This window comes from Yersinia bercovieri ATCC 43970 (assembly GCF_013282745.1).
GTDB lineage: Bacteria > Pseudomonadota > Gammaproteobacteria > Enterobacterales > Enterobacteriaceae > Yersinia > Yersinia bercovieri.
Genome location: NZ_CP054044.1, coordinates 1,419,604 through 1,433,474 on the forward strand (window position 1 = coordinate 1,419,604; position 13,871 = coordinate 1,433,474).

The following is a 13,871-nucleotide window of genomic DNA, read 5'->3' on the forward strand; positions in this document are numbered from 1 at the left end:
CTGTTTATGCCGCAAATCGTCCATTAGCTCAATAGACAATCCGTTATCAAGGCATAAAAAATGGCCGGTGTCGTTTACCACCGGCCATTTTAGTGACGTGTTAGTGCGAGGATTATTTTTCTTGTGGGAAGAGCAGGTTAAGGACGATGGCAGTAATACCACCGGCCGCAATCCCAGAAGAGAGCAGGGTTTTGATCCAGTCAGGCGCAAATTGCAGGATCAAGGGCTGTTGCGCCACACCCATACCAACCGCCAATGACAGCGCCATAATCATAATGGCGCGGCGGTTAAGGGTCTCGCGCGACACGATGCGCACACCAGAGGCGGCAATGGTGCCGAACATCACCAGGGTTGCGCCACCCAGCACTGGCTCAGGGATATGCTGGACAAACCCAGCAACGGCGGGGAACAGGCCCAGCACAATCAGCATCAGCGCCACCACAAAACCGACATAGCGGCTGGCAACACCGGTCAATTGAATCACCCCGTTGTTCTGGCCGAAGCAGGAGTTAGGGAAGGTGTTGAACACGGCTGACAGCATGGAGTTCAAGCCATTCGCCAATACGCCACCCTTGAGGCGCTTCATATACAGTGGGCCATGAACCGGTTGCTCTGAGACATCTGAGGTGGCCGTGATATCGCCAATGGTTTCCAGCGAGGTCACCATAAAGATCAGCATCAGCGGCACCAGCAAGTTCCAGTCAAAAGATAACCCATAATAGAGCGGCGTTGGAATGGTGATAAGCGCAGTGTCTACCACCGGACGGCTTTCCGGCAGCATACCCAGCGACCAGGCCAGCAGGTAACCCACGGCCATAGCGATCACTAACGAGGCGACGCGCAGATAGGGGTTGCGCTGGCGGTTCAGCAGAATAATGACCACCAGGACGGCTCCCGCCAATAACAGGTTTTTCGGTGCGCCGAATGTATGATCGCTCATCGCGCCATAACCGCCACCAATAGATGTCAGCCCAACTTGTATCAATGACAGGCCGATAATCATCACCACAATACCGGAGACCAGCGGAGTGATAATACGGCGCGCCAGATGCAGGAAACGGGAGAGGATAATTTCGGTGCAAGAGGCCACCATCAGGGTGCCGAACAGTGCCGCCATCATGGTTGGGATATCCGCGCCCCCATTTTTCAGCGCCAGCCCCCCCATGATCAGTGGAGAAACAAAGTTAAAACTGGTGCCTTGAATCGATAACAGGCCAGAGCCAACCGGCCCCCAGGTCTTAATTTGTAGCAGCGATGCCAGCCCCGATGCGAACAGGGACATGCTGATAATGCGTTGGGTATCTTCCGCCGGTAATCCGAGCGCCTGACAAATCAGCAGGCCGGGGGTAATCACCGCGACAAACATCGCTAATAAATGTTGGCAGGCGGCAAACAGTGTTTGTGCTAGTGGCGGGCGGTCTTCTAAACGATAAATCAATTCGCTAGGGCGAGTGGTGACTTGCTGCGGCGTATCAAGTTCGGCGGATTGCGTAGACATGGAGTGGGATACCCTGATCGGCAAAGAGGGCATTTTAATGATCCGCCTCACAAAAGCAATCGGTTGCGCCGCATTTTTTTAAATATTTATATCTGGCGTTACCCTACATTTTTAACGACTAAACTTGTAATTAGCGGTGTTTTTTTTCTAATCCCCCCTTAACGGTTTTGGCGTTTATTAAGGAACTGCTTAACGTCATATTTTTATTCGATATTTTAATCGCATGGAGTACCAAGATGTTTCATCTCGATACCTATGGCACGCTAGTCGCGGCCTGTTTGGTTTTATTGTTAGGCCGTAAACTGGTTCAAACTGTCTCTTTCCTGAAAAAATACACCATTCCTGAACCGGTCGCCGGTGGTTTGCTGGTGGCTTTTATGATGCTGCTGATGCAAAAAACCCTCGGTTGGGAAATCAGTTTTGATATGTCGCTGAAAGATCCACTGATGCTGGCATTCTTCGCAACTATAGGTCTGAACGCCAATTTGGCGAGCCTACGTGCTGGCGGCAAGGCCCTGAGTGTATTTGTCTTTGTGGTCGTCGGTTTGCTGCTGGTGCAGAACGCCATTGGTGTCGCCCTCGCTAAGTTGATGGGGCTAGACCCCTTGATGGGGTTATTGGCCGGCTCCATTACACTATCGGGCGGACACGGTACGGGTGCGGCGTGGAGTAAAGTGTTCGTTGAGCGCTATGGCTTTGAAAATGCAACTGAAGTTGCCATGGCTTGTGCGACTTTCGGCTTGGTGCTCGGTGGGCTAATTGGCGGGCCGGTTGCCCGTTATCTGGTTAAGCACTCCTCTACGCCAGATGGCACACCAGAGGATAGCGAGGTGCCCTCCGCCTTCGAAAAACCTTCAGCTGGCCGTATGATTACCTCGCTGGTATTGGTCGAAACTATCGCCATGATTGCCATTTGCTTGATGGCAGGTCGCCTGATCTCTAGCTTGTTAGAGGGCACGATGTTTGAGCTGCCCACATTCGTCTGCGTGCTATTTGTCGGGGTTATTCTCAGTAACACACTGTCGACTATAGGTTTTTATAAAGTTTTTGATCGCGCGGTATCGGTGTTGGGCAATGTCAGTTTGTCACTGTTTTTGGCGATGGCGTTGATGAGCCTCAAACTCTGGGAACTGGCCTCATTAGCTCTGCCGATGTTGGTGATTCTGTCGGCGCAGGCATTGGCGATGGCACTGTACGCTATCTTTGTCACTTATCGGGTGATGGGGAGAAACTATGATGCGGCAGTACTGGCGGCAGGGCATTGTGGTTTTGGTTTAGGCGCGACACCGACCGCGATTGCCAATATGCAGGCGATCACTGACCGCTTTGGTCCATCGCATTTAGCCTTCCTGGTAGTGCCGATGGTTGGCGCGTTCTTTATTGATATCGTCAATGTGATTGTGATTAAGCTCTATCTGTTACTGCCAATCTTCCCGGCGGCAATCGGATAGGGAGCTTGGGGGCAGCTTTGCCTGCCCCTGAGGTTAATAACAATGTGGAGACAACAGGCAGATCGTAAAGACGCCGTTAATCCATCCCTGGAGGCTCGAGCCGCGCCATCCCTGGCGCGGACGCTTTACTCTTCCGTCTGTCCTCACCGTTCCCGATCGAGCCATCGGGGTTTGTCAGCAGTCTAAAGGGGGGAGTTTGTCTGCCCGGAATTATGCATTGGTATAACGCGTCCGCTCCGGCAACCACCGCTCAATCAATGCCCGCGCGTGTTCGGGATACTGCTGATGCAGATGGCGAGCGATCCGCTGTACTTCTGGGATCATCGCCTGATCACGCAGTAAATCAGCCACTTTAAACTCAGCACTCCCCGTCTGCCGTGTACCCAATAACTCGCCGGGGCCACGGATCTCTAAGTCTCGCTGAGCAATAACGAAACCATCATTACTGTCGCGCAGCACTTGCAAACGCATCTGGGCGGTTTTGCTGAGCGGCGTTTTGTAGAGCAACACACAGTGGGACGCGACAGCACCACGGCCGACGCGGCCACGTAACTGGTGTAATTGCGCTAGCCCCAAACGTTCTGGGTTGTCGATGATCATCAGGCTAGCATTCGGCACATCCACCCCAACTTCAATGACCGTGGTAGCGACCAATAGCTGCAACTCACCCTGCTTAAATGCCAGCATAACCGCCTGTTTTTCTGGGCCTTTCATGCGCCCATGCACGAGGCCGACTTTAATCTCTGGCAGGGCAATTTTCAGCTCCTCACAGGTCACCTCAGCGGCTTGCGCTTCCAGCAGCTCAGACTCTTCAATCAGAGTGCAGACCCAGTAGGCCTGACGACCCTCTTCCAGACAGGCATTTTTAACCCGCGAAATAACATCACTGCGGCGAGTATCGGGGATGGCGACAGTCGTGACGGGTGTCCTACCGGGAGGCAACTCATCAATCACCGAAGTATCAAGATCCGCATAGGCGGTCATCGCCAGGGTGCGCGGAATAGGGGTCGCGGTCATAATCAGCTGATGTGGGTGAAATCCTTGTTCCTCACCCTTTTCCCAGAGTGCGAGCCGCTGATGAACACCGAAACGATGCTGTTCATCAATAATAACCAGCGCTAATCCAGAAAATTTCACCTGCTCCTGAAACATTGCGTGCGTGCCGACAACCATCGAAACCTGACCACTGGCGACAGCTGCTTGCTGCGCTAATCGCGCTTTGCCTTTTTGCTTCCCCGCCAGCCAACCCACCTCCAGACCCAACGGCTCCAGCCATTGGCGGAAGGTATTGGCATGTTGCTCTGCCAGTAATTCAGTGGGGGCCATCAACGCAACTTGTTTGCCGTGAGCAATGGCGCGCAGCGCTGCCAGCGCGGCAACGACGGTTTTTCCTGAGCCAACATCCCCTTGAATCAGTCGCATCATCGGGAAATTGTGCATCATATCTTGCTCAATTTCCGCCACCACCCGCTGTTGTGCGCGGGTGGGTGTGAACGGCAGTGCGGCCAGAAAACGTTGTTTAAGCTGATCTTCTGCCAACAATGGCAGTGCCCGATAACTTTGCGCCCCAGCTCTGACGGCCAACATGCTGAGATTATGGGCCAGTAGCTCTTCCATAATTAGCCGCCGCTGCGCGGGGTGTTTTCCCTTCTCTAAATCGGCCAGCTGAATATCCGCTGGTGGGCGATGCAGAGTATGAATGGCCTCCGGCAAGCTAAGGAGCGAGCGGCTGAGTTCAATCGGCAATAATTCAGCAATAACACAGGTATCCAGCATCGCCAGCGCCTGATCAATAAGTTTGCGTAGCGTTGCCTGACGAATGCCCTCTGTGGTGGGATAAACTGGGGTCAGCGACTCCTGCAATTCAACGCCAATATTCTCGCCATGCACCCTATATTCAGGGTGAATGATTTCCGGGCCACTGTTGCCCCGTTTAGCTTCACCATAGGCAATGACATGCTTGCCCGGCGATAGGCTGTTTTTCATCGCGGCATTGAAGTTAAAAAAGCGCAGGGTAAGAACACCACTGCCGTCGCTGATTTGGCAGGTCATCATGCGGCGGCGGCCAAAAGTGATATCGGAACGCAGAACTTCACCTTCGACAGTCACCGAAAGACCGGGCTGTAGATCGCCAATACGGTACAGCTGAGTGCGATCTTCATAACGCAGTGGGAGGTGAAGTAGCAGGTCTTGAATGGTTTCCAGACCCATTTTAGCCAGTTTCCCCGCCTGACTTGCGCCAACACCGGAAAGTGTACTTAGGGGTACGGCATCCAGTAGGCGGCCTTTCATTTAAGACTCCGTGGATTGCATGGCAGACCACCATTGCGGATCAGCAATAATCTGGCCCTGTTCATCAATATGGGGCTGAGGAAGCCCTTTTCGCTTGGCAACTTGCGCTAACACTGGGTAACCGCCCTCAAACAAAAGCCGCTGTTGCTCAGCCGGTGGCAGAACACTCAGCACCCGCTGATACATGCCCGCGTTTTGCCGCTGCCGTTGAGCTTCATATAAAATGAGTGCGGAGGCGACGGAAACGTTGAGAGATTGCACCATGCCAATCATCGGAATAATGATGTCTTGATCTGCTAGCGCCAATGCCTCTTCAGAGATACCGGTTTTCTCCTGCCCCATCAAGATACAGGTTGGGCGGGTATAGTCGATTTCGCGAAAATCTACTGCCTTATCAGATAAATGTGTCGCCAGTATTTGCATACCCTGCGATTTCAAATGGGCAATGGCATCGGTGATATGGGGGTGCGTTTTGACCTGTACCCAGCTGTTGCTGCCGGCAGCAGAAGAGAGCCGCGTATACATTTCGGTGGTGGGCCAAATGGCATGGACTTGATGGATACCGACAGCATCAGCTGTGCGAATGATTGCGGATACATTATGGGGCTTATGCACTTGCTCCAGACAGACCGTCAGATCCGGCTGTCTGGTGGCAAGCATTTCACAAATCCGCGCATAGCGTTGAGGATTCATCGGCGTTAATTACGGTTTCGGCTGACTTTAACCACATCCGGCATGATACGAATTTTACGCATAATGTTAGCCAGATGGACCCGGTCACGGGTAGTTAGGCGAATAAAGGCGCTGTATACCCGACCATCTTTCTCTTCGGTATTCAGACTCTGAATATTTGATTCGGCTGCATTAATTGCCGCCGTGAGATTTGCCAGCGCACCTTGTTGGTTGAACATATCGACTTTAATTTCAGCGATAAACTCTTGCTCAGTCTCTTGATCCCACTCGACCGCCATAAACTTCTCAGGCTCTTTTTGGTAGCCACGGATGTTACGACAAGACTCGTGATGGATGACCAACCCCTTACCTGGACTGATATGGGCAATAATGGGGTCACCTGGAATCGGGCGACAGCACTTAGCGAAAGTGATCAATACGCCATCTGCGCCTTTGATGGCCAGATTGCGGGTGCCGGAGGTCGCCAGTGTGGATGGGTCACCCAACAGGTTTTTAGCCACCACCACACTCATCGCATTGCCAAGACCAATTTCAGCCAGCAAATCATCTAGCGTCGCCAGCTTCATGCGCTCTAGTTCACGTTTGATATTTTCTTCAGAAATATCAGCCAGTTTACGGCCATTGCCTAATGCATGATTCAGTAATCGACGGCCAAGGCTCACCGACTCATCACGCTTCAGGTTTTTCAGTAACTGACGAATTTTGGCGCGCGCTTTTGAACTGACAACAAAATTCAGCCAGGCGGCATTTGGCCGTGCGCCCGGCGCGGTAATGATCTCAACCGTTTGACCACTGCTTAGGGGTTGAGAGAGCGGGTAGGGCTGGCGGTCAACACGGGCACCGACGCAGGCATGACCGATATCGGTATGCACGGCATAGGCGAAGTCGACAGGTGTCGCACCGGCAGGCAGCTCAACAATGCGGCCTTCCGGGGTGAAAACATAAATCTCATCAGGGAAGAGATCAGACTTCACGCTTTCAATAAATTCAAATGAGCTACCCGCACTTTGCTGTAACTCCAGCAAGCTCTGCATCCAGCGCTGAGCGCGGATTTGTGCGGTAGTACCGGATTCACCCTGCTCTTTATAAGCCCAGTGTGCAGCAACCCCCATTTCGGCCATCTGATCCATATCTTCAGTACGGATTTGCACCTCAACCGGCACTCCATGAGGGCCGATTAATGAGGTATGCAGTGATTGATAGCCGTTGGCTTTAGGGATGGCAATATAGTCTTTTACTCGACCAGGGCGCGGTTTGTACAGGCTGTGGGCCTGACCCAGCACGCGGTAGCAAGTATCGACTTCTTTGACGATAACCCGGAACGCATAGATATCCATGATGGAGTGAAAGCGCTGCTCTTTCAGGTTCATCTTGCAATAGATAGAATAGAGGTGCTTTTCACGACCACTGACCCGGCAAGGAATTCCCGCATCAGTCAGACGCCCTTCTATCTCCGCCAGGATTTTCTGAATCATCTCTTTGCGGTTACCGCGCGCGGCTTTCACCACTTCTTTGATGACGCGATAGCGATTCGGGTAGAGCGCTTCAAAACCCAGCTCTTCCAGCTCGGTTTTTAAATGGTGAATACCCAGCCGATGGGCCAGTGGGCTGTATATTTCAAGGGTTTCGCGGGCAATACGGCGACGTTTATCTGGCCGTAATGAACCCAGCGTTCGCATGTTATGTGTGCGGTCAGCCAGTTTGATCAAAATGACGCGGATATCCTGCACCATCGCCATGATCATTTTGCGGAAGTTTTCCGCCTGGGCTTCTTTCTTATCACGAAAATTCAGTTTATCGAGTTTAGAAACACCCTCGACCAGCTCGGCTACGCTTTTCCCAAACAACTGCTCCATATCTTGATATGTGGCAGGGGTGTCTTCAATGACGTCATGTAATAACGCCGCCATTAAGGTTTCGTAATCAAGCCGCATCTCCGCGAGAATACAGGCCACAGCAACCGGGTGAGTGATATAAGGCTCACCGCTGGAGCGTGTCTGACCCTCGTGAGCATCACGTGCAACAAGATATGCCTGTTTGAGGCGCTTAATCTGCTCCTCTGGCAGGTAACGTTGAATCAGCAGATTCAGGCTTTCAAACAGGTACAAGGCAGACTCGCAGTCTAATTAACGACGACCTTCAGCAATCGCGGTAACCGCTTGGATCTCTGCGGCTTCCTGCTCTTGCTGCTCTTGGCGTTCACGAACATCAAGAATCTGATTAGTAATCAGACCTTCTTCGATTTCGCGCAGCGCAATCACAGTAACTTTATCGTTCTCTTCTGGAACCAGTGCGTCTTTGCCGCCGGACTGGATTTGACGTGCCCGACGAGCAGCGACCAACACCAGGTCAAAACGGTTACCAATTTTCTCTACAGCGTCTTGAACAGTTACGCGTGCCATAATTCTGCTACTCCACAGGTGACGAAATGACTGGGCATGATACTGAAACTCTGTTCAGTCTGCCAATAATTTGCTGATTAAAGCGTCATGCCGCTGTTTCTGGCGGCCTAAACGCAGTCGTTCTGCGCGAATAATGGTTTTCAGGTCAGATAATGCCAGATTGAAATCATCATTTACGATTAAATAATCATACTCTGCGTAATGGGTCATCTCGGCGACAGCTTGCGCCATACGCTTTGCAATAACCTCTTCGCTATCTTGCCCACGGCCACGTAAGCGGCGATCCAGCTCTTCTTTAGAGGGAGGCAAAATAAAAATACTGCGCGCGGTTGGCATTTTTGCGCGAATTTGTTGCGCACCTTGCCAGTCGATATCTAAAAACACATCAACCCCGGTTGCGAGAACCTGCTCAATCGCCAAACGTGAGGTGCCGTAGTAGTTTTCAAAAACCTTAGCATGCTCAAGAAAAGCGTCGTCATCAATCATCTGGCAAAACTCTTCTTCAGCGACAAAAAAGTAATGCTCACCGTGATTCTCACCCGGACGTTTAGCACGCGTGGTATGAGAAATAGAAACCTGCGTGTCGTACAACGGTTGTGTTTTTAACAAAGCCTGAATCAGGCTTGATTTCCCTGCGCCACTGGGCGCGGAAACAATATATAGCGTGCCTTGGACCATGATGACGTTTCAGTTGATTAGGTTGATATATAGAAAGCAGAAGTGTGAATCTCCGCACAGTATACACGGCTGCTACGCGTCATGCAGCGTTACAACGCATTTCACCCGAATGTTTTGTCTATAAACAGCCCGATTTTCTGATTTTGCGGGGAGGATAGCGTAATTTCGACTCGTTACAGTAAATATAAAAGTATTGTTCGGCAGCCCGCGCATTTAACAATTTTGGCCTTCGACGGATAAGACATTTCAGGGTTTACTGCTTACCTCCAAGGAAAGGGGCCTGTAAATATGTCTAATATACAAATACTAAGCTTGCTGATGGTTGGCTTTATGAGCTGGAACACCAGTGCGGTATCTGGTTGCCCAGAGTGGTCAGCAGAAAGAGTGTCTCTTGAGGTCAATTCCCTTAAAAAGCAGTTGGATAAATGGGATGCGGCATATCATCAACAGGGGGTTAGCCTGCTTGAGGATGATATTTACGATCAATTGCAGATTAAATTACAGGGATGGCAGGTCTGTGGTGGTCAGCCTGACAGCACGGAAAATAAAGGAGTACCAGGTCACGGGAAGTTTTCTCATCCTGTTGCTCATACCGGATTAAAAAAACTGAAAAGTGAAACTGAAGTAGCTAACTGGATGTTGCGGCGGGAAAAACTCTGGGTACAACCCAAAGTTGATGGCGTTGCAGTGACACTGGTTTACCAGAACGGAAAGCTGATGCAACTGCTCAGCCGAGGAGATGGATGGAAGGGTCAAAACTGGAGCGATAAAGCTCCTTTTATTGCCGCCATTCCTCACTATATTGCCGGTGCCCCTCCTTTACTAACGCTGCAAGGGGAGTTGTTTCTACAGATGGAAGGGCATAAACAAGCCCAGTTTGGCGGTGTTAATGCCCGCTCTTCAGTCGCGGGTGCGCTGATGAGAAAATCATCGTCCCCTTTGCTGGCTCAACTCGGTATTTTTATTTGGGCATGGCCCGATGGGCCGAAAAGCATGGTGGAAAAAAACATGCGATTACAGGACATGGGCTTTCCTTTGACCGCGCAATACAGCAAGCCTGTCACTTCAGCCAAGGATGTTGCCCGGTGGCGGGAGCGCTGGCATCAAACCCCTCTGCCTTTCGTGACTGATGGTGTTGTTATCCGTCAGGAAGAGGAGCCAGCCGGGCGCTATTGGCAGGCCGTTCCGGGGCCGTGGTCTGTGGCGTGGAAATACCCACCACAGCAGCAAATGGCAGAAATAAAAGATATACAATTTACGATTGGTCGCACTGGTAAAATCACTGTGGTTTTGCAGGTTTCGCCGGTAAAAATTGATGATAAATGGATTCGGCGAGTGAATATTGGTTCTATTGCGCGTTGGCGACAATGGGATATCACCACAGGAGATCAAGTCACCATTACTCTGGCTGGACAGAGTATTCCAAGGTTGAATAATGTTGTTTGGCGGGTCAACCAGCGCCATAAATTCACCCCTCCAGATGGAGATAAATTTCATCAATTAAGTTGTTTTCGTAACTTGCCGTACGAGTGTGAGCCACAATTCTTATCTCGTTTGATCTGGCTCAGTGGCCCGAAGGGGCTGAATATGCACAACATTAGTGGTGGGCTTTGGCGAGAGCTTATCCACCATGGACTTGTCAAAGATCTGGTCGGGTGGTTATCACTAACGCCAGATCAAATTGCTGATATTCCTGGGATAAGTCGTGATCGGGCAGAGAGTATCTATCAACAATTTCAACGCACAACTCAGAAGCCATTTTCTCAGTGGTTACAGGCATTGGGATTCCCACTGGTGACATTCAGTAATGGCCACTGGCACTCTTTACAGCGAAAAAGTATTGCTGAGTGGCGCTTAATGCCGGGTGTTGGGCCGGTACGAGCGAAACAGATTAATGATTTCTTACACCACCCAGAGGTGCAAACGATGGCTGATTTCTTATCGAAACAATCTATTGTGGGGTTCCGGCCCGAACAGTAAAGCTTTTGCGGCACTGACTTAGTGCTCTGAATGCTCATACTTGAAGACGGGCAGACCAAGGTGGAATCTTAATGCCAACAATCGGGCGCTTAGCCCAGTGATAAGGGTAATGATAATCACCCAGTTATGGGACAGCGGTGTGTATTGCAGGGCAATGTAGATCCAAGCAGCAGCAAAGGAGATACCGGCATAGATCTCTTTTTGAAACACCAATGGAATGCAGTTACAAAACATGTCGCGTAGGACACCGCCAAAGACACCGGTAATCACCGCAGCAATAGCTGCAATAATTGTGCTGTGGCCCATATCAAGGGCAATTTGTGCACCAATAATGGAAAAAACAATCAGCCCAATGGCATCAAGCACGAGAAATAAGTGGCGCAAGTGTTTCATTAAAGGCGCCATCCAAGTTGTCACAATGGCAGCAACAGCGACAATCACAATGTACTCAGGGTGCTTAACCCAACCGAGTGGATAATGACCCAATAGCATATCTCTGACCGAACCACCGCCGATTGCCGTGGCAGAGGCAATGATAATGACGCCAAACATATCCATTTGACGGCGGCCAGCAGCCAGCGCCCCTGTCATGGCTTCGGCGGTAATACCAATAATATAAAGAACGCTAAGTAGCATAATGAGTCAAATTTCTTAAGGGCTGCAAAGGTTGCAGAGTAATCACACAGTTTGGTTGTTGCGACTGAGATTTTCTAAGTCATGCATTTATGATTATTTAATCTAATCGTTTTTTTAATTATCTACATAATAAATATAGATAAAATACTATGTATATAATTATTTACCATGAATATTTCTATGGTAAACGATGGCGGTATGGATTCTGCGTGGGAGCTAGCGAGCCTATTTTATGATTACCAGGCCTGATTGCAGAGTTTCTTATCCGATGCTAGTTTTTATCTTTTATTTCAGTGAGATTTGTTCATGGATAAGTGTATTAATCGGTTCCACTATCGGGCTGTATTGTTTACCGGCATGATTGCTGCCGGCATATTACTGAGTGGTTGTGTTGATCGCCCTGTCCACAGCGACACAGCAACAGCGAAAGTATCATCTCCGGCTTGTATTAAAGGTGAACCGATGGCACAAACGACACTCTATTTCGGGTTAAATCGCCCTCATGGCCCCGCTATTTCTACAGCTGAATGGCACTCTTTTGTGGATAATGATGTGACTAGCCGCTTTAAAGAGGGCCTGACCATCATTGATGCCAAAGGGCAGTGGTTAGGAAATGATGGTCGTGTAGCCAAAGAGAGTAGCAAGGCGTTGGTGCTTATCCATAAAAATGATAAAGATGCTGACATTGAAGCTCTGCGCTCCCGCTATAAACAGCAGTTTGCGCAAGAGTCTGTGATGCGTGTTGATACCAATGTGTGCGTCGATTTTTAGTGATAAATTTCTAACAGTGAAACTCGGGTAGTGAAGCTCTCGTGCGAATGCTTGGCCTTTTATCTCTAATTTATGGGAGGTAAAAGACCAAGAGCACCATTTATTATATCCGGCTACAGGATAAGCCCCACAACGGCAGCGGAAAGCAAGCTGACTAATGTTGAACCATATACCAGTTTTAACCCAAAGCGTGAAACCACATTACCCTGTTTTTCATTAAGCCCCTTAATGGCACCTGCCACTATTCCAATAGAGGCAAAATTGGCAAAAGAGACCAAAAACACAGAAAGAATACCTAAGCCACGTGGAGACATTTCAGCTGCAACCTTTTTCAACTCAATCATGGCAACAAATTCATTAGCAACCAGTTTGGTCGCCATAATACTCCCAGCCTGCAAGGCATCTTGAGCAGGGATACCAATCAGAAACGCCAGTGGATAAAATAGATATCCCAGCACGCCTTGGAAGCTAATCTGGAATAAGCTACTAAATAAAGCATTAATAGCAGAAATGATGGCAATAAACCCGATTAACATTGCAGCTATAATCATCGCGATTTTAAATCCAGCCAGGATATATTCTCCCAACATTTCAAAAAAACTTTGGTCTTCATGAAGCTTGTTGAGCTTTAATTCGGGTTCTTCAATGGCTTGGTAAGGGTTAATAATAGAAAGAACAATAAATGTACTAAACATATTCAATATTAGTGCCGTCACCACAAATTTCGGTTCGAGCATGGTCATATAAGCACTTACAATTGACATGGATACTGTCGACATCGCTGTCGCCGCCATGGTGTACATTCTGCGCGGCGATATATCAGCAATAATTCCTTTGTAGGCAATAAAATTCTCTGACTGCCCTAGAATCAATGTGCTCACGGCATTAAAAGATTCTAGTTTACCCATCCCATTAACTTTGGACAGCAATGTACCGACCACCCGAATGATGAGTGGTAATATGCGAAAATGCTGCAAAATTCCAATCAATGCGGAAACGAAAATGATTGGGCAAAGAACATTCAAGAATATAAAGGCTAACCCTTGTTCATTCATGTTGCCAAAAACAAAGCTGGTGCCGACTGCGGCAAATTTCATCAACACTTCGAATAATCCAGCAAAATACGTGATCGCGCCCAAGCCACTTTCTGAGTGTAAAAAGAAATAAGCGAGGGCGATCTCTATAATCAGTAATTGAAAAATATAACGCAGTCTAATGCTTTTCCGGTCACGGCTAGCCAGTAATGCCAGTATTGCAATAGTCATCAACGCCAGAAGAAAATGCAGAATTTGCAACATAATAAGTCCGTTAGGGATAAAATTCAGCTAGCATTTTATCTGCAATAACAGATTTTTTTCATCTGAAATTCAACCCTCCTGAAAATATATATTCTACGCATCGCATAGCTGTATCCCAAAAATTTCGAGAGCTGAAAATTTTACTGCTTTTCCATCATTTATTCATTGAGTG

General features: G+C 49.2%; 11 protein-coding genes. 3 read left to right on the forward strand and 8 right to left on the reverse strand.

What is annotated here, in order from left to right; all coding sequences use genetic code 11:
* Positions 1 to 112: 112 nt before the first annotated feature.
* The gene (locus HRK25_RS06415; RefSeq protein ID WP_005273766.1) at positions 113 to 1,498 is read right to left on the reverse strand and encodes a uracil-xanthine permease family protein; all 1,386 of its coding nucleotides are present in this window, start codon (positions 1,496 to 1,498) and stop codon (positions 113 to 115) included.
* 236 nt (positions 1,499 to 1,734) lie between these two features.
* On the opposite strand from HRK25_RS06415, the gene gltS reads away from it, so the two are divergent.
* Complete coding sequence (gltS, locus tag HRK25_RS06420; protein ID WP_005273764.1) at positions 1,735 to 2,949, forward strand: sodium/glutamate symporter; 1,215 nt, start codon at positions 1,735 to 1,737, stop codon at positions 2,947 to 2,949.
* 210 nt (positions 2,950 to 3,159) lie between these two features.
* Here gltS and recG read toward each other — a convergent pair whose 3' ends face one another.
* The 5 genes from recG to gmk are packed head-to-tail and all read right to left on the reverse strand — an operon-like array spanning position 3,160 to position 9,014.
* Entirely contained in the window at positions 3,160 to 5,241 is a 2,082-nt protein-coding gene (recG, locus tag HRK25_RS06425; RefSeq protein ID WP_005273760.1) for an ATP-dependent DNA helicase RecG, read from the reverse strand.
* Positions 5,242 to 5,934: a tRNA (guanosine(18)-2'-O)-methyltransferase TrmH gene (gene trmH, locus HRK25_RS06430; protein ID WP_005273756.1), complete on the reverse strand. Its 693-nt coding sequence runs from the start codon at positions 5,932 to 5,934 to the stop codon at positions 5,242 to 5,244. It abuts the gene before it with no gap.
* Between the two features lie 5 nt (positions 5,935 to 5,939).
* The gene (gene spoT / locus HRK25_RS06435) at positions 5,940 to 8,042 is read right to left on the reverse strand and encodes a bifunctional GTP diphosphokinase/guanosine-3',5'-bis pyrophosphate 3'-pyrophosphohydrolase (protein WP_005273753.1); all 2,103 of its coding nucleotides are present in this window, start codon (positions 8,040 to 8,042) and stop codon (positions 5,940 to 5,942) included.
* Between the two features lie 18 nt (positions 8,043 to 8,060).
* Entirely contained in the window at positions 8,061 to 8,336 is a 276-nt protein-coding gene (gene rpoZ, locus HRK25_RS06440) for a DNA-directed RNA polymerase subunit omega (RefSeq protein ID WP_004392061.1), read from the reverse strand.
* A 54-nt stretch (positions 8,337 to 8,390) separates the two neighbouring features.
* Positions 8,391 to 9,014 (reverse strand): guanylate kinase, encoded by a 624-nt coding sequence (gene gmk, locus HRK25_RS06445; RefSeq protein ID WP_005273748.1) that lies wholly within the window; start codon positions 9,012 to 9,014, stop codon positions 8,391 to 8,393.
* 288 nt (positions 9,015 to 9,302) lie between these two features.
* Between gmk and ligB the strand changes: the two genes are divergently transcribed.
* Entirely contained in the window at positions 9,303 to 10,994 is a 1,692-nt protein-coding gene (gene ligB, locus HRK25_RS06455) for an NAD-dependent DNA ligase LigB (RefSeq protein WP_032897662.1), read from the forward strand.
* Positions 10,995 to 11,012: 18 nt separating this feature from the next.
* On the opposite strand, the gene HRK25_RS06460 is transcribed toward ligB, so the two are convergent.
* Entirely contained in the window at positions 11,013 to 11,630 is a 618-nt protein-coding gene (locus tag HRK25_RS06460; RefSeq protein ID WP_005273742.1) for a trimeric intracellular cation channel family protein, read from the reverse strand.
* A gap of 306 nt (positions 11,631 to 11,936) precedes the next feature.
* Here HRK25_RS06460 and HRK25_RS06465 point away from each other — a divergent pair, with 306 nt between their 5' ends.
* On the forward strand, positions 11,937 to 12,401 hold the full coding sequence (locus HRK25_RS06465) for a DUF3574 domain-containing protein (protein ID WP_005273739.1): 465 nt from the start codon (positions 11,937 to 11,939) through the stop codon (positions 12,399 to 12,401).
* Between the two features lie 113 nt (positions 12,402 to 12,514).
* Here HRK25_RS06465 and HRK25_RS06470 read toward each other — a convergent pair whose 3' ends face one another.
* The gene (locus HRK25_RS06470) at positions 12,515 to 13,699 is read right to left on the reverse strand and encodes a NupC/NupG family nucleoside CNT transporter (protein ID WP_005273737.1); all 1,185 of its coding nucleotides are present in this window, start codon (positions 13,697 to 13,699) and stop codon (positions 12,515 to 12,517) included.
* Between the last annotated feature and the right edge of the window lie 172 nt (positions 13,700 to 13,871).